General features: G+C 60.1%; 15 protein-coding genes. 4 read left to right on the top strand and 11 right to left on the bottom strand.

The features are described 5' to 3' along the window. Both AvAM_RS17210 and AvAM_RS17205 read left to right on the top strand, forming a co-directional pair. Window positions 1–592, top strand: a 592-nt coding sequence (locus AvAM_RS17210; RefSeq protein ID WP_137748196.1) for a TolC family protein, incomplete at its 5' end; no start/stop codon positions are given. Window positions 593–694: 102 nt separating this feature from the next. After that, window positions 695–1,855, top strand: coding sequence for an IS30 family transposase (locus tag AvAM_RS17205; protein ID WP_137748195.1), 1,161 nt, complete (start codon window positions 695–697; stop codon window positions 1,853–1,855). A 144-nt stretch (window positions 1,856–1,999) separates the two neighbouring features. On the opposite strand, the gene AvAM_RS17200 is transcribed toward AvAM_RS17205, so the two are convergent. From AvAM_RS17200 to AvAM_RS17175, 6 genes are all read right to left on the bottom strand, one after another. Next, the gene (locus AvAM_RS17200) at window positions 2,000–2,947 is read right to left on the bottom strand and encodes an LLM class oxidoreductase (RefSeq protein WP_171012294.1); all 948 of its coding nucleotides are present in this window, start codon (window positions 2,945–2,947) and stop codon (window positions 2,000–2,002) included. 13 nt (window positions 2,948–2,960) lie between these two features. Then, complete coding sequence (gcvPB, locus tag AvAM_RS17195; protein ID WP_137748194.1) at window positions 2,961–4,547, bottom strand: aminomethyl-transferring glycine dehydrogenase subunit GcvPB; 1,587 nt, start codon at window positions 4,545–4,547, stop codon at window positions 2,961–2,963. Further along, a complete protein-coding gene (gene gcvPA, locus AvAM_RS17190) occupies window positions 4,544–5,947 on the bottom strand; it encodes an aminomethyl-transferring glycine dehydrogenase subunit GcvPA (protein ID WP_137748193.1) in 1,404 nt (467 codons plus the stop codon). The genes gcvPB and gcvPA overlap by 4 nt, the downstream gene beginning before the upstream one ends. Before the next feature lie 36 nt (window positions 5,948–5,983). After that, window positions 5,984–7,165: an ATP-NAD kinase family protein gene (locus tag AvAM_RS17185; RefSeq protein ID WP_137748192.1), complete on the bottom strand. Its 1,182-nt coding sequence runs from the start codon at window positions 7,163–7,165 to the stop codon at window positions 5,984–5,986. Next, the gene (locus AvAM_RS17180) at window positions 7,162–7,641 is read right to left on the bottom strand and encodes a nuclear transport factor 2 family protein (RefSeq protein ID WP_137748191.1); all 480 of its coding nucleotides are present in this window, start codon (window positions 7,639–7,641) and stop codon (window positions 7,162–7,164) included. Before AvAM_RS17180 ends, AvAM_RS17185 begins: the two co-directional genes overlap by 4 nt. A gap of 165 nt (window positions 7,642–7,806) precedes the next feature. Beyond that, window positions 7,807–9,453, bottom strand: coding sequence for an acyl-CoA synthetase (locus AvAM_RS17175; protein ID WP_171012292.1), 1,647 nt, complete (start codon window positions 9,451–9,453; stop codon window positions 7,807–7,809). Window positions 9,454–9,574: 121 nt separating this feature from the next. Between AvAM_RS17175 and AvAM_RS17170 the strand changes: the two genes are divergently transcribed. Both AvAM_RS17170 and AvAM_RS17165 read left to right on the top strand, forming a co-directional pair. Continuing rightward, window positions 9,575–10,210 (top strand): TetR/AcrR family transcriptional regulator, encoded by a 636-nt coding sequence (locus AvAM_RS17170; RefSeq protein WP_249368197.1) that lies wholly within the window; start codon window positions 9,575–9,577, stop codon window positions 10,208–10,210. Between the two features lie 437 nt (window positions 10,211–10,647). After that, complete coding sequence (locus AvAM_RS17165; RefSeq protein ID WP_137748190.1) at window positions 10,648–11,271, top strand: tyrosine-type recombinase/integrase; 624 nt, start codon at window positions 10,648–10,650, stop codon at window positions 11,269–11,271. Between the two features lie 340 nt (window positions 11,272–11,611). On the opposite strand, the gene AvAM_RS17160 is transcribed toward AvAM_RS17165, so the two are convergent. From AvAM_RS17160 to AvAM_RS17140, 5 genes are read right to left on the bottom strand one after another with little or no spacing between them, the layout of a single operon-like run. Next, the gene (locus tag AvAM_RS17160; protein ID WP_137748189.1) at window positions 11,612–11,911 is read right to left on the bottom strand and encodes a putative quinol monooxygenase; all 300 of its coding nucleotides are present in this window, start codon (window positions 11,909–11,911) and stop codon (window positions 11,612–11,614) included. A gap of 57 nt (window positions 11,912–11,968) precedes the next feature. Further along, the gene (locus AvAM_RS17155; protein ID WP_137748188.1) at window positions 11,969–12,778 is read right to left on the bottom strand and encodes an SDR family NAD(P)-dependent oxidoreductase; all 810 of its coding nucleotides are present in this window, start codon (window positions 12,776–12,778) and stop codon (window positions 11,969–11,971) included. Next, on the bottom strand, window positions 12,778–13,281 hold the full coding sequence (locus tag AvAM_RS17150) for a nuclear transport factor 2 family protein (RefSeq protein ID WP_137748187.1): 504 nt from the start codon (window positions 13,279–13,281) through the stop codon (window positions 12,778–12,780). The genes AvAM_RS17155 and AvAM_RS17150 overlap by 1 nt, the downstream gene beginning before the upstream one ends. Beyond that, a complete protein-coding gene (locus tag AvAM_RS17145) occupies window positions 13,278–14,111 on the bottom strand; it encodes an SDR family NAD(P)-dependent oxidoreductase (RefSeq protein ID WP_137748186.1) in 834 nt (277 codons plus the stop codon). The genes AvAM_RS17150 and AvAM_RS17145 overlap by 4 nt, the downstream gene beginning before the upstream one ends. Next, window positions 14,111–15,079: a tripartite tricarboxylate transporter substrate binding protein gene (locus AvAM_RS17140; RefSeq protein WP_137748185.1), complete on the bottom strand. Its 969-nt coding sequence runs from the start codon at window positions 15,077–15,079 to the stop codon at window positions 14,111–14,113. Before AvAM_RS17140 ends, AvAM_RS17145 begins: the two co-directional genes overlap by 1 nt. Between the last annotated feature and the right edge of the window lie 19 nt (window positions 15,080–15,098).

Here is a 15,098-nt window from a genome sequence, read left to right as displayed (position 1 = left end):
GCGCCGCCTGGCGGCATCGAATGCGCGCATTGGCGCTGCCATCTCGGAGTACTACCCCAAGCTGTCCCTCAGCGGCCTGGTGGGGAGCGCGACCTCTGTCTCCAGCGGCAACCTGTTCTCGGGCGGCGCCAGCCAGGCCACGGGCGTGCTCGGGCTGCGCTGGCGCCTTTTCGACTTCGCGCGCATCAATGCGCAGATTGAACAGGCCAAGGGGCAAGAGGCAGAAATGCTGGCTGCCTATCGGCTGGCAGCGCTCAAGGCCACGGAGGACGTCGAGAACGCTCTGTCTTCCCTTGCCAGGCGGCAGGAGCAGGTGGCGGTGTTGACAAGCGGTGTTGACGCGCTGGGCCGCGCGCGCGCCGCTTCATTCTCGGCGTACCAAAAAGGCGTCGTCAGCTTAATCGAGGTTCTTCACGCTGATGAGACCTTGCTGCGCGCGGCCGAGGCGCGCGTGCAGGCACAGACGGAATCCGCCCGCTCGGCCGTGGCCATCTTCAAGGCGCTGGGAGGCGGGTGGGAGGCAAATTTATATACAACAACGCCTCCCACGGTTGAGGTGCCCGCCTATTCGAGCGTCAAAACCCGCTCATGAGCAGCCGTTCGTAGTCCATGCTGCGAACGACTGCAATCAGCGGCGGATTCAACCGGTCGATGCAACACACTAACCACCGCGCAGGTGCAAGGAGTGTTGCAGATGAAACAGCGACCAAGAATCTACTATTCGGATACCCAGAAGGCACTGATGTGGGAGCGCTGGAAGCAAGGCTGGACGCTGCATGAGATCGGCAAGCTCTTTGATCGCGCCCACTCGTCTATCCACCGAATAATCGCTGAAACAGGTGGATTCCGACCTCCTGAGCGATCACGTGCAGCGATTGCATTGACGTTGGCAGAGCGCGAGGAGATCTCGCGGGCGATGGTGTCAGGCGATTCGATTCGCTCCATCGCAACTCGGCTCGGGCGAGCACCATCGACCATCAGCCGAGAGATCAAGCGCAATGGCGACTGCGATGGCTACCGTGCAAACCAGGCCGATGAAGCAGCCTGGGGGCGAGCGCGGCGCCCAAAGCGCTGCAAGCTCAGTGAGAATCGTGCATTGGCACGAATCGTGGCTCACAAGCTGCGAATACTGTGGTCGCCAGAGCAAATTGCAGGTTGGCTCAAGCAAACTTATCCTTGCGACGAGAGCCACCACGTGTCACACGAGACCATTTACCGCAGTCTGTTCATTCAAGCGCGTGGCGCCCTGAAGAAGGAGCTTTTGGAGCACCTCAGGCGCACTCGCGGGATGCGTCGATCACGGCACTACACACAGAAGACGGCAATTCACGGAAAGATTGTTGATGCAGTTTCGATCAGCGAGCGTCCTGCTTGCGTCGAGGACCGAGCGGTGCCTGGTCACTGGGAAGGCGACCTGGTCTTTGGCAGTGGCAATAGCCAAATTGCGACGCTGGTTGAACGTCAAACGCGATACGTGATGCTGGTGAAGCTGAATGGCAAAGACTCGGAGTCGGTCGTCAAAGCACTCATCAAGAGCGCCAGCAAGCTACCGCAGGAGCTGTACAAGTCACTGACCTGGGACCGGGGCACGGAGATGCACGCTCACAAGCAATTCACGATGGCTACCGACATCCAGGTTTACTTCTGCGACCCGCGAAGCCCATGGCAGCGGGGAAGCAACGAAAACACGAACGGCTTGCTCAGGCAGTACATGCCCAAGGGCATGAATCTCTCGGGTCTCTCACAGCTTCAGCTCAACGCCATTGCGAGACAATTGAATGAGAGGCCGCGTAAGACGCTGGGCTTCCACACACCCGCTGAGATGTTCAGCGAATGTGTTGCATCGACCGGTTGAATCCGCCGCCTGTAGCGGTCTTCAGCTCCCGCTTTCTTGATGGCAACATTTCGCTGATCGCTGAAGTCCAGTTTCCCTCGCACACCCGCCTGGCTGAGCTCGATTGCCTCACACCAAAGCTGAGCGGCTGCAGTCTGCCGAAGATCATCCCGCATGCGCTGGGAAATGAGGAACAACGTACTCACCGAGCTCCTGCACTACTTCTGCGGCGGGGCGAACTCCATATTTGAGATTGAAGCCAACATGGTTTACGCCAATCTCGCTTAGGGCACCGAGGTAGTTTATGAGGAAGCGGCGGCCCGACCGAAAGCCCAAAAAGGTCGGCGTCGGCGGCGCGTCCGGATCGTCAGATAGATCGATATACAGGGATTGAGAGAACGGTTTAAAGGAATGGTGCATAGAGCGCCATTGGCGAATCATCTCTGCCTGTTTATCAGCGCTTTGCGGGTAGTAAAGCCATCCGTCCGAATGCTCCGCAATCCAAGCAACTGACTGACGTGAGTTCCCTGTGACTAGCACCGGAATATCGCGCAGCGCCGGCTTGGGGAGCGTATCGCCGCCTGACAGGTCGACCCTGGGTGTTGAAACACGCGCAAAATCTTCCCGCCAGACGGTTCGCATGACGGCTAGTGCATCGCGAAACAACTCGCCTCGATCATCGATAGGTTGACGGAAGGCGGCGAACTCCGTTGGTCGATCGCCGGTCGCCAGCCCCAGCACCAGGCGCTGGGTCGAAAGCCGATCCACGGACGCAGCGGCCTTGGCAACATGCAAGGGATGCCGCAGTGTCGAAATAATGCTGCCGGTCGCAAGCGCTATGCGTGACGTGTGCGCCCCCACATGACCCATGAACACCCAGGGATCGTAGATGTGGCCCACGTCACCGAAAGACGGGACATGAAGGGGAACGTCCCGGAAGAAGAGCGCGGCGAAGCCAGCCGACTCCGCCATCTTCGCCAGTCGTACCTGGTTGGCGACGTCCATCTCAGGGACGGAACCTTGATAAGACTCGATTGCAAAGAACAGGCCCAGCGTCAGGCGCCCTTCCTTGAACATGGCAGAGTAGCCGCGGTGGCTTTCGAATTTCGTCATGCTGGCGACGACCTCAGTGTCCGTTCCGTGGTGCGGAGGGCAGGGGTGAATTTTCCAGCTTCCTCTTGCGCTGATAGGCGCGCCAAGTCATGGCCCAATGCTCGGGGCTATCGATCAGCGCGTTCTTCAGGCGGTGTACAGCCTGATTGTGCGGCGCCGTCTTCACGATCTCGGGGTTCGAATAGGCTTCTTCGGAGATCCGGGCAAGCACTGCAATCCAGGTGTCCAGTGCTTCCTTGCCGTACATCTCGCCCGCCTCGGGTGTGAAGGGCTCGGGAATCAGCCACGGATGGTGGCTCGTCCACATTGGGTCGATACCGAAATCGGCCATGCGATTCTGCACATCGTGTACATCGACACCGGTGTCCTCTTTGAGTTGTTGGAGGCTGTAGCGCGTCATTTCGAGGCGCGGGCTCTTGGCATCTGGATGAGAACGCGTGACACCACGGATGGCGAGCAGGCCACGCTCCATGTAGTTGTTCGCGAGTACCGAGAGGTCCGAAGCCTCTGCCATGCCTTCGGCCCCCATGGAGCGCGACCAAGCGTACGCCTTAACGATGACCGGAAGATTGCCCCAGAACTCACGAATCTTGCCGCAGCTTTGCGGGCGGTCGTAGTCGAGGCTGTAGCGCTCGCCGTCGAAAGCTACAAGTGGCTTGGGCATATAAGGCGCGAGCGCTGCCGAGCAACCATAGGCTCCGACTGCGGGGCCTCCCACGCCGCTTTTGGGCGCACCGAAGGTTTTGTGCAGCATGAACATGCAGGCATCGAATCCCAGCTCACTAGCGCGGATTTTGGTCATCGCAGCATTGAAGTTCGCGTGGTCGTAGAAGCTGATGCCTCCCGCTTCGCGCACGATGCGGGTCCACTCGCGGATCTCGGGGTTGTAAACACCCATATCATCGGGATTGTTGAGCATCAGTGCGGCTGTTCGGTTCGAGACCGCCGCTTTGAGCGACTCCAGCGACGGGTAGCCGTTCTCTTCGATCATCAGCGTGATCACCTTAAACCCTGCCGCGGCGGCAGTGGCGGCGCTGCTAGGATGGGTTTGAATCGTGGTGATGATCTCATCGCGCTGAGCGAGCTCGCCGCGCGCCGCATGGTAGGCCCGCGTCACCGCGCAGCTGGTGTAGGCTGCATCCGCGCCGCCGCCCGCCTGGAACACAAACTGGTCCATGCCCGAAAGCTCGCGCAGGATCTTGTCCATCCCATGAACGATCTCAAGGGCGCCCTGCATCGTGTCCTCGTCCTGGTACGGATGAAGGTGTGTGACCTCTGAACGCCAAGCCATCGCTTCGTTGATCTGCGCGTTGTACTTCATCGTGCAGGTTCCGAACAGGCTGATGTTCATCATGCCCAGGGTCTGCTGTGATAGCCGCAGATAGTGGTACAGAACTTCGGGCTCCGACAACTCGGGCAGCGCCGGCTTTTGCACCCTGCGCATGGACGACGGCACCAAGTCCGCAGCGTCGCCGACTGTGGCCCGTACCTTGTCCTCGACCGGAGAAAAGAGGACGCCTCGGCGCCCTGGATAGCCCATTTCCAGAATGACGGGCTCACTCCATACAGGAGCGTGATATTCGCGCAGCTTGGTGTTCATGCTTGAGTCACTTTCTTGAGAGCGTCGGCCAGGCGCTCGATGTCGGCCAGTGTGTGGATCTCGGTCACGCAGTACAAGGCGCTTGCACCGAGCTCCGGGAAGTCCTTGCTCAAGTCTTTGCCGCCGAAGATCCCATGCGCGAGAAGACGCTTATTGATTTGCGCCACAGGAACTCCGGTGTCATCGAAGTTGATGACAAACTCCTTGAAGAATCCATTGGGAAAAGTGACGCGCACCCCGGGGACTTCTCCTAGCAAGCGTGCGGCGTGGTGCGCGCGCTGAAGAATGAGTTCGCCAACTTCCTCGAAGCCCTTGGGACCCATCATGGCCATGTACACCGCATTTGCGATCGCCCACATATAGACGGAATGCCCTGTCCAGTCATTGCCCTTGTCGCGCAGTCCGTACGACGATTGTTCGAAGAGACTCAGCCCGAACCCATACTCGCCTTCTTTGGTCGTCTCGGAGATGCTGATGAACAGCGTGGGGTATTGATGGGCGTAGCGCTCGTCATCCCGCGAGGCGATAAATCCCGCAGAGCCTCCACCGCCATTCATGTGTACACCCAGCGGCTGGGTCGTTCCTACGACGATATCCGCGCCATAGCTGACTGGCGCTGACAGGACACCAAGAGAGATGGCGTCCACGCCCACGATCACCTCGGCACCGGCAGCATGCGCAATCTCAGCGATGGCAGCGCCATGCTTCTCGATCACGCCAAAGTACGACGGCGTTTCGAAGTACACGGCAGCGGTCTTCGAGCTGATCGTCGCCCGCAAATGGTCAAGATCCATCAGGCCGGTCGAGGGGTCGTAGTCGACCATGCGGATCGCGATATGGCTAGCCATATCGACCGGTTCACACAGGTTCTGGATGACAGCGAGTCGCTCTGGGTCAATCGCACGGACGACAATGACCTCGTTTCGACTGGTGATTCTCGATGCCATGCGGATCGCGTGCCCAGCAGCAACACCCCAGCTACGAACAGGCAAGCCGACCAGATCCATGTCGAGCAATTCCCCAAGCTGGCTGCAGAACTCGAACCACGCCTGGTTGCGACCGTGATCGGAGCTGGGCTCCCCGAAAACCGAGGTCAGCCATTCGTTGCGGCGCACGACCTCGTCGCAGGCTGCGGGAACGTGATGCTGCCAGCAACCGGCCCCAAGAAAGTTGAGGTTCTGCTCGGCGGTTTTGTTCTTGGTAAGTGTGGTCACCAGGTGTCGGCGCAGTTCGCTTTCGGCGAGCGCAGGTGGCAGGTCGATTGGCCGCTGGAGGCGATGCCCGGTTGGAATCTGCTCGAATAGCTCTTCGATGGTCTCGACACCGATGGCGTCAAGCATCTCCCGCTTGATCGAGGGCACCGAATTCGCCATGTAGGGATGGGCTGTACCGTTATTCATCTTGATTTCCTTTGCGTAAACTTGGCATTGATAAGGTCACGATCTGACTTTGAAATACACCTTGCGATCAGGCGCCGTGTGAAGCGACATGTAGCCGCTCAACATGGCGTCGATTTCTTCATCGCCTGTATCGACGTGCAGCGCACCTGCGTCCAATGCAATGAGCTTCTCCAGGGTTGTGACGACCTGGATGTGGTCACGTCCGACCTGTCGAATCACCTCTGCGCTGATCTGCTGGTTGCCTCTTCCAAACAAGCTGCCATGCCCGCCGAGCACGCTCACGACGATGTATGTTTCGCGCCCTTGCATCAGTTGCAGCAGCGCGTTTTCATTGAGGTCTGCGCCAACAAGTGTTCCGTCCAGTACAGCATCGACACCGAGTAGCGTTTTAGGCAAACCGAGTGCCGACATCACCCGACGGGTCGTAGTGCCTGGGCCTAAGATGTAAAGGCACCCTGGGCGCATCTCCCGGGCCAGTTGCCGGGAGACAGCTTCAAGCGCCACGTTCTCGGAAAAGCCGGATCCCGCCTTGGCGTTTTGGGTAAGCTGACGGTGATGGGGGCTTTGCGCATATCCGTAGAGTCGGGCCGCCATCCGGTCTTCCCGCATGGCCACCTCGTCGATGTCCATAACCTCGGCCTCGCGGAGCCGTACTGACGGATCGCCTTTTATGAAGCGTGCTGCCAGGTCGCCCGCGTTTTGTGCGTTCGTGCCAAAGACGGCGGAATACATCTTCACGCCCGTGGGAATGCCCAACACCGGTACCCGCTCCCCCACGACGCCCAACACATCGCGCGCTGTGCCGTCACCCCCTGCAAATATCAGCAGGTCGACTCCCGCTGCGATCATTGCGGCCACGGCGCCTTGCGTGTCCACGGATGTGCTTCTTGGGTGTAACTGCCCATAGACCACGTTTGGGTGCAAGCCGGCCAGTCGCGCAACGTCTTCGCCAAGGTGCCCTTGCCCCGTGACCAACGAAAATTCGACACCCGATGCTGTGAGCTTGTGCAACGCCTGCAGCGCTCTTGCGCTTGAAACAGGTTGCGCACCAAGGCGTCTCGCCTCATCCAGGATGGCGGAGCCATCGGTCCCTTTCAGGCCGACTCGCCCGCCCATGCCTGCGATCGGATTGACGATGAGGCCTAGCCTCTTGCTAGGCCCAGTTCGATGAGGCGACGGGTTGACGCTCGCTGTAGCTAGCAACTTTCGGCTGTTCATCGGGGTGGTCCTGCAACACGTCCGCCATCGCGCCTGCCGTGCATGCGAGGCTCCTTCTGCAGCTCAGAGCCCCCCCAATACAGCCAGGTCCAGCCGTCTGTCTTGCGCCTGAATATTCCGGTCGACAGATACGGGATCACTGCAGGCGCACCGCGCTCCGTTTTGTGGCCATCGATGCGGATTTGTGTCCAGGCGATATCGCCCTGCATCCAGGACATGATGATCTTCGGCTCCCACCGGATCCCCAGCGTGGTCATCCAACGCGCGCCTGCCTGCGCCATCTCAGGACCGATGAAGCACTCGTCCAGTCCGGGGCCGGTGATCACTATGTCCGGATCCGCGAAGTACGCTGCGATGCCAGATTCGGGCATGGACAGCGCATGGAGTGTCCGGGCGATGAAGGCATCAAGGGATGCCTGCGTCGCCGCGTCAGAAATCATCGATGGCGACTCGTAGTTGGTGAGACTATCGGTCATGAATGCTCCTGTGCAAGGTGAGACGGGTTAGGGCCGCTTGTTCGGCTGGGTTGACGGTCAAATGGACGTGTGCAGGCACTCGCCACCGGTGGTGGAGAGTTCCCTGCAAGGTCGGTGCCGCTGGAAGGTGGAAAGCAGGGAAGCGCTAAGAAGCTCAGGACGCGATCATTCGAGCGCTTCCACGGAACTGGCCTTGCGGCGGAGCTGGAACTTCTGGATCTTTCCGGTGGCTGTTTTGGGCAGTGCCTCGAATCGAATTTCGCGCGGGATCTTGTATTTCGCGAGCATCGTTCGGCAGTGAGCTATCAGCTCTTCGGCCGTGGCCTCGGCGCCGGGCCGCAATTCGACGAATGCCAATGGCGTCTCGCCCCATCGGGCGTCGGGCTTTGCTACAACCGCACACGACAAGACTGCTGGATGGCTATAGAGAACATCCTCGACCTCGATCGAACTGATGTTCTCCCCCCCTGAGATGATCACGTCCTTGCTGCGATCGCGAATCTTGGCGTAGCCATCTGGCTCGATCACCGCGAGGTCGCCTGTATGAAACCAGCCACCATCAAAAGCGCTGCGGGTGGCCGCCTCATTCTTCAGGTAGCCTTTCATCACAAGGTTTCCCCGAAACATGATTTCGCCGATGGTTTCGCCGTCGGCCGGCACTTCCTGCAGCGTGAGCGGGTCGCGCACCGTCATGCCTTCTTGCAGGGGGTAGCGCACGCCCTGCCTTCCATTCAAGCGAACCTGCTCGCTCAGGCTGGCTTGCTCCCAGAAAGGCTTCTTGGACGATACGGCGGCTGGTCCATATACCTCCGTGAGTCCATAGACGTGGATGAGCTCGATACCGAGACGATCCATTCCCTCGATCATGGCGGCGGGCGGCGCAGAGCCTGCCACCATCGCTCGCACCTTGTGTCCAATCTTGCGCCGGTCTTCAGCGGGCGCTGCGATCAAGAGGTTGTGCACGATCGGCGCCGCGCTGTAGTGATCAACGTTGTGATCTTGTATAGCCGCGAAGATCGCTCTAGCCTCCACCTTCCGCAGACACACGTGCACCCCACCCAGAAGCGCCACCGTCCAGGGGAAGCACCAGCCGTTGCAGTGAAACATCGGCAACGTCCAGAGGTAGCGCGAGAAATGGGGCATCGTCCAGACCGCGACGTTGCACACCGCGTTCAGGTACGCACCGCGATGGTGTGTCACAACGCCCTTAGGATCGCCGGTCGTGCCCGAGGTATAGCTGACGGCAATCGCATCCCATTCGTCAAGCGGCCCCTGCAGCCTGCTAACCGGCGCGTGTGTTGCCAGTAGCAGCTCGTACGCATGCTGGCCGACGCACTCATGCGTGCCTGCATATTCAGGATCGCAAACATCGATCACGATCGGCGTGCGAGCATGAACCTGCTTGAGTGTGGCCAGTGCTTGCCGCATCACCGGGGCGAACTCGCTGTCGGTGATCAGCACCTTCGTCTCGCAATGATTCATCTGCCACGCAAGCAGCTCTGCGTCGAGGCGGGTGTTTAGCGTGTTCAGCACCGCATTGATACCTGGCACCGCGTAGTGCGCCTCGATCATCTCGGGTGTGTTGGCAAGCATGACGCTGACCGTGTCGCCTCTTCGAACGCCGAACTGTTGGAGTACGGCAGCCAGCCGTGCGGAACGATCCCTGCATTGGGACCAAGTAAAACGTCGATCACCATGAACCACGGCGGGCATTTCGCCGAAGACTTCGGCACTTCGCTCAACGAAACTCGTTGGCGAAAGCGGCGCGAAGTTGGCGCTGTTTCGATCAAGTCCCTGCTCATAGATGCTCATCGCTATACCCCCGGTTCCAAACAAGTCCAAATTGGTCAGGCGGTGGCAGCCCCTCTCCAGAGTGCTCGCCGCAGTTAACATACGTTTCGTATGCGAGCATCTTATTTCACATACACGGCGTATGTCAACTAACATACGCAACGTAGGTCAATTTGAGGATTTCATGGCACAGAAGCGTTCGGACAAGATCTTGGAGACTCGTACCAAGCTCATCAAAGCGGCGAGGGAAGCATTCGCCACACAGGGATTCGCGGAGAGTTCGATGGACGTATTGACGGCCCAGGCAGGACTTACGCGCGGTGCCCTCTACCACCACTTCGGTGACAAGAAGGGTTTGCTCGAGGCGGTGATAGCGCAGATCGATGGGGAGATGACAGCTCGGCTCACCGCCATCGTGGAGAAGGCAGATACGACATGGGATGGCTTCATCGACGAAAGCATCGCCTACGTCCAAATGGCGCTGGAGCCGGAGATCCAGCGCATCATGTTCCTCGATGGCCCCGCTGCGCTCGGCGACCCATCTCGCTGGCCCAGTCAGAACTCCTGCATCATGAGTACGCAACGGAGCATCGAGAAACTCATGGAGGAAAAGACGATCCGACCCGTTGATGCACCTGCAACTGCACGCCTGATCATGGGCGCATTGCTTGGGGCGTCACTGTGGATCGCCAGTGCAGAAGACCCGCACTCGGCATCCCAAAAGGCAGTAGATGGTTTCTTAGCCCTTGCATCCGGGTTGCGTCGCGATGCGCGTTAGGCGACCTCGACGCGCCAGCTTTACTAGCTTCGGGCGTCGAACAAACAGTGCGCCCTCCACAATCGCGACGGTCAGCATTGCAGCGGTTGCAGCCTTCCGCTACTAGCAGGCCAATTTCCGCTTACTCCCAGAAACCGGAAGCTCGTGCGGCAAGGCCGAGATGACAGCCCGGGTCGAAGAAGACCCATTTGTGAAGTACCAAATTGCGGAGCCAGAGATCGTCGGCACTGCGCCGTCGCGCATGGCGATGGTCTTGGCTGAGCTTGCGGGATGAGCTGGCGCATGTACAGAGGTTGGCTCCCCACAAGCAGCGCGAGGGCTACGCATAGGTTGCAGCAAACGCCCCTGCGGTTTAGGTGATTTTTTTGATGAATCGCAATATCTACGTGCCACATGCGCGCATGCTCCGAGGCCATCTCCACCAATGGGGGACTGCCATGGACACTTCGGCCAGCAATGCGCATCACGAGCCTTGGAACAAGGGCAAGATCGTGGGGCAAAAGGCACCCTTCAAGATCAAGGAAATCTGGGCTCTGCGTGTGCGACTTCAGATGGAGCGACGCCTTCGCGAGCTGGCGCTCTTCAACTTAGGCATCGACAGCAAACTTCGTGGATGTGATCTTGTTGCATTGAAGGTTCGCGACGTGTCACATGGCGATCAATTGGCATCACGGGCGACGATTCTGCAAAGTAAAACCAAGCGCCCAGTCCAGTTCGAGATTACTGCAGTGACTCGGGACACCCTATCAGCTTGGATCAAGCAAGCTGCGCTGAAATCTGATGACTACCTATTCCCCAGCAGACTGCACAGATCGCCCCACCTGGGAACTCGGCAGTACGCTAGGATTCTTGGACATTGGGTCGATGAACTTGGGCTCGATCGCTCAGAGTATGGAACTCATTCGATGCGCAGGACCAAGGCGACTTTGATCTATCGACGCACAAAGAACCTGCGCGCTGTGCAACTGCAGCTTGGTCACTCCAAGCTGGAATCAACGGTGCGGTATCTCGGTATAGAAGTAGACGATGCACTTGAAATCTCAGAACAAACGGAGATTTGACCCGGGATCTGTATAAATCCACGCCTCACTCTGTCGTCGGATTAGAGGCGTCGGTTGGTGCGCTGTGAAGTCTACGGGGAGTGTTTCTCTGGAGTCAAAGCGGACGTTAGCGCTGCGGGAACGCATAGCTGCTCACAGTCTGAAGACGACAAGTCAAACCTGCGGTTTTGGCACCGAGGTTGCTGAAGTAAGGACTTTCATATCGAGCGCGCTGGAATCGGTCACCGCTCAACAATAAATGGCTGCGTTGGCCTGTTTTGAGGTCACAAATGTCATTCGGCGAAAAATCGGTCCTGTCATTCATCTCATGGGCTAGATTGCCAGGCTTGAACTAGCGCCTTCAGCGTGCCGCAACAGCTTCCGCCTCATAGATATCGATCTGCGGTGGCTCCTGACACAAGCTTGCCATTGACTGTGCGAACGTGCGCGATGCTTCCACGCGGAAATGGGCTTGCAGTGCGGCCATGTCGCTCCAGCGCTCGAAGAACACGAACCGCAGCGGCTGTTGCACGTCGCGGCTGACTTCGTGGGACACGCAACCCGGCTCCGCCCGGGACCGCAGAACATGCTCCACGGCCAGTCTCTCAACGGTCTCCTCCGTGTCCTTGCGCGCGATCACATGGCCTGTGACGATGATCATGGTTTGGTTTCCTCTTTTTGTAGTGGCTGTAGTGAACGGATGGATGCTCCCCCAGCGCTAACGTGCGCTGGCACCACCGTCGATGGGGATGATGACTCCGGTCATGTAGCTGGAAGCCGGCGAAGCCAGCAGCAGCGCCAGCCCCTGGATCTCATGCGGCTGGGCGATGCGGCCCAGTGGGATGTAGGTGCGCATGCGTTCGGCGCTCTCCTGCAAACGCAGGCGGCCTCCGTTGATGCCGGTGGCAAAGGGGCCGGGAGCGATGGCGTTGACCAGGATGTTGAACGGCGCCAGCTCGATAGCTGCCTGGCGCACCACGTTGTTCACCGCGGCCTTGGAGGCCACGTAGGCGTAGCCGGAATGTGCCTCCGACCTCAGTCCGGCGATGGACGAGGTCACGATGATCCGTCCTTGTCGGCGGGGCTTCATGTGGCGGCTGGCGGCGCGCAGCGTGGTCAGCACGCCCGTCAGGTTCACCTGGAGGACCTTTTCCCAAGCTGCCGGGTCCACATTTTCCAGACGGCCTTGCTCGGCCAGGAAGCCACGTCCAGCGCTCATGCCAGCATTGGCAAACACGCAATCGATGGGCCCTTCGGCCGCGATGGCGTCGATGTGGCGGTCTACCTCGGCGCCGTCGCTGACGTCCATCACCCGCTGCTGCACCTTCGTGTATGCCTTGCGCAGACGCTGCACTTCGGCGTCCAGCGCCTGGGCATTGCTATCAGACAGCACGACTTCCGCACCCGCCTCCAGAAGGGCTTCTGTAATCGCCAGCCCGAGACCGCTGGCAGCACCCGTCACCAGCGCTCGCTGGCCGGTCAGATCGAACAAGGATGGCAACGAGGCCATGGTGGCCGTGCCATTCATCAACGAACCCCTTGCAGCGGAATGAGGTGGTCCCAGCGCTCGGAGGCCTCGATCATGTAGTGCACGCTCAAGGTCACACGCTGAAAGAACCACTGGCCTTCCAAACGGATGTACTCGTCGTCAAAGCGCCCCACCACATAAAAGCTCTTGCCGTCCTTCACAGGTCGGCCGTCCAGGTAGCTACACCCCGTGCCCCGGTCGCCCTGCACTTGCACCACATGGCTGTGGATGAACTGCCGGGCCGTTTGCACGGGAAAGGATGCGAAGAAGGCGCGGATGTTGTCGCGGCCCCGCACTTCGGGGCGGCCGCCATAGGCCACGCAGGCATCGGGCGCAAACAGCTCGTAGAGGCGGTTGCCCGCATCCTCGTTCACGAGTTCGTGGTAGCGGGCGCGCAGCGCGCGGATGGCTTCGATGCTCTCCATGCGTTCAATGCGTTCTGACAGAGCCCTCACATGGTCGTGCAAGGCTGCAAGGTCGGTGGATGGGTGGGCTGCGGTCACTGAAGGCTCTCCTGATGAAGGTGGTGGAAATCACCCATGATTTTTTGGGCGCGTTCCCTCACGGACGCACCCGTGTGGGCATGGGGAATGACGTAGAAGCGGCGTGCGTGAATCGCGTCGACCGCGGCGCGCGCGACATCCTCGGCACTCACGGCGGAGGCGGCCATGCCGGCGCGCACCCGCTCTTCATACGCCGCTGCCGTCGGGCCGGCCCCTGCCAAGGCGGCGGGCCGGTTGCGCTGTGACTCGTTGATGCGCGTAGCCACCAAAGAGGGACACAACACCGACACGCCAATGCAAGAGCCCACCTGCTCCAGATCCTTGGCCAGGCATTCCGAATACGCGACGACCGCGTGCTTGCTGGCGCAGTACACCGCAGAGCCCCCGACGGTGGCGAGGCCTGCGGCCGACGCGGTGTTGACGATGTGGGCCGGTGTGCCCCGGGCGCGCATGCGCGGCACAAAGCTGCGCACGCCATGCACTACCCCCATCAGGTTCACGCCCAGAACCCACCGCCAGTCGTCCTCCGTGGCGTCCCAGGCCGTCCCGAGCACCGCCACGCCAGCGTTGTTGAAAAGCCAGTCCACGCCACCCCACCGGCGCCAGCTGGTTTCAGCCAGCCGCTCCACGTCGGCGGCGTTCGACACATCGCAGCGCTGTGCCATGCAATCGGCGCCTGCGGACTCCACCAGCGCCTGCGTTTGCGCCAGGGCCTCCGCCTCGATGTCCGCCGCCACCACCGGCATGCCTTCGCGGGCACATGCCAACGCCAGTGCGCGGCCGATACCGCTGCCTGCGCCGGTGACTACGGCCACTTTGGGCGACGGCATCAGAGACTCGCCCCAGACTTGCGAATCACCTCAGCCCACTTGGCGGCCTCGCTGGCCACGAAGGGCGTGAACTGCTCGTGGGGCATGCCAATCTTCACGCTCGAGACCGCGTCCAGCGCCGCTGTGACCTCGGGCGAATTCAGTGCCTGACCCACCCCATCTGACAAGCGTTTTACGATGGGCGCAGGCGTATTGGCCGGTGCAAAGATACCGCCCCAGTTCATCGCCACCACGCTGGGGATTCCGGCCTCGGTCATGGTGGGCACGTTGGGCAGCGCGGCAAGGCGGCTCGTGCTGGTCACCGCGAGCGCATTGATTTTTCCGTCCCGGATGTGCGCCCGAGATGTCTGTACATAGTCGAACAGCACATCCACATTGCCCGCGATCAGGTCGACCAGCGCTGCGGTGGTGGCCTTGTAGGGAATGTGATTGAACCGCGCGCCGGTCTGGGTTTGCAGCAACTCCAGACACAGGTGGGCAGACGTGCCATTTCCACCCGATCCAAAGTTGAGCTTGCCAGGCTGTTGCTTGCCGAACTCGATCACGTCGGCGACCGTTTTGAACTTTGTATTGGGATTGCAGACCAGGACGTTGGCGTTGCCTGTCAACCCATGGATGGCCACGAAGTCCTTGACCGGGTCGTAACGGATGTTCTTGAAGAGAACGGTGTTGGTGCCTTGTGTGCCCTGGGTGCCGAGCAGGATGGTGTAGCCGTCGGGCGCCGCGCGGGCCACGTACTCCGCACCGATGGAGCCGCTCACACCGACCCGGTTTTCGATGACGATGGGCTGACCCAGGTTGTCGCTCAGCGCCTTCGCGATCAAGCGCGCCTGGACATCCACAACGCTGCCTGCAGAGAAGGGAACGACGAGGGTGATCGGGCGCTGCGGGTAAGCGCTCTGTGCAAACACCGAGGGCGAGAGTGCCAAAGCCCCCATGGATGCCGAGAAATGGCGGCGAGTCATCATGGTCTTGTCTCCATGTTGT

It is taken from the genome of Acidovorax sp. NB1 (assembly GCF_005405905.1).
Taxonomy (GTDB): Bacteria; Pseudomonadota; Gammaproteobacteria; order Burkholderiales; family Burkholderiaceae_C; genus Acidovorax.
This window is presented reverse-complemented; position numbering and strand designations above follow the sequence as displayed.

Coding starts and splice junctions, on each gene's coding strand:
- AvAM_RS17175 (WP_171012292.1), bottom strand. CDS start 9,453: ATGAGCATCTATGAGCAGGGACTTGATCGAAACAGCGCCAACTTCGCG.
- AvAM_RS17140 (WP_137748185.1), bottom strand. CDS start 15,079: ATGATGACTCGCCGCCATTTCTCGGCATCCATGGGGGCTTTGGCACTC.
- AvAM_RS17155 (WP_137748188.1), bottom strand. CDS start 12,778: ATGAATGGCACGGCCACCATGGCCTCGTTGCCATCCTTGTTCGATCTG.
- AvAM_RS17170 (WP_249368197.1), top strand. CDS start 9,575: ATGTCAACTAACATACGCAACGTAGGTCAATTTGAGGATTTCATGGCA.
- gcvPB (WP_137748194.1), bottom strand. CDS start 4,547: ATGAACACCAAGCTGCGCGAATATCACGCTCCTGTATGGAGTGAGCCC.
- gcvPA (WP_137748193.1), bottom strand. CDS start 5,947: ATGAATAACGGTACAGCCCATCCCTACATGGCGAATTCGGTGCCCTCG.
- AvAM_RS17185 (WP_137748192.1), bottom strand. CDS start 7,165: ATGAACAGCCGAAAGTTGCTAGCTACAGCGAGCGTCAACCCGTCGCCT.
- AvAM_RS17145 (WP_137748186.1), bottom strand. CDS start 14,111: ATGCCGTCGCCCAAAGTGGCCGTAGTCACCGGCGCAGGCAGCGGTATC.
- AvAM_RS17160 (WP_137748189.1), bottom strand. CDS start 11,911: ATGATCATCGTCACAGGCCATGTGATCGCGCGCAAGGACACGGAGGAG.
- AvAM_RS17205 (WP_137748195.1), top strand. CDS start 695: ATGAAACAGCGACCAAGAATCTACTATTCGGATACCCAGAAGGCACTG.
- AvAM_RS17165 (WP_137748190.1), top strand. CDS start 10,648: ATGGACACTTCGGCCAGCAATGCGCATCACGAGCCTTGGAACAAGGGC.
- AvAM_RS17200 (WP_171012294.1), bottom strand. CDS start 2,947: ATGACGAAATTCGAAAGCCACCGCGGCTACTCTGCCATGTTCAAGGAA.
- AvAM_RS17180 (WP_137748191.1), bottom strand. CDS start 7,641: ATGACCGATAGTCTCACCAACTACGAGTCGCCATCGATGATTTCTGAC.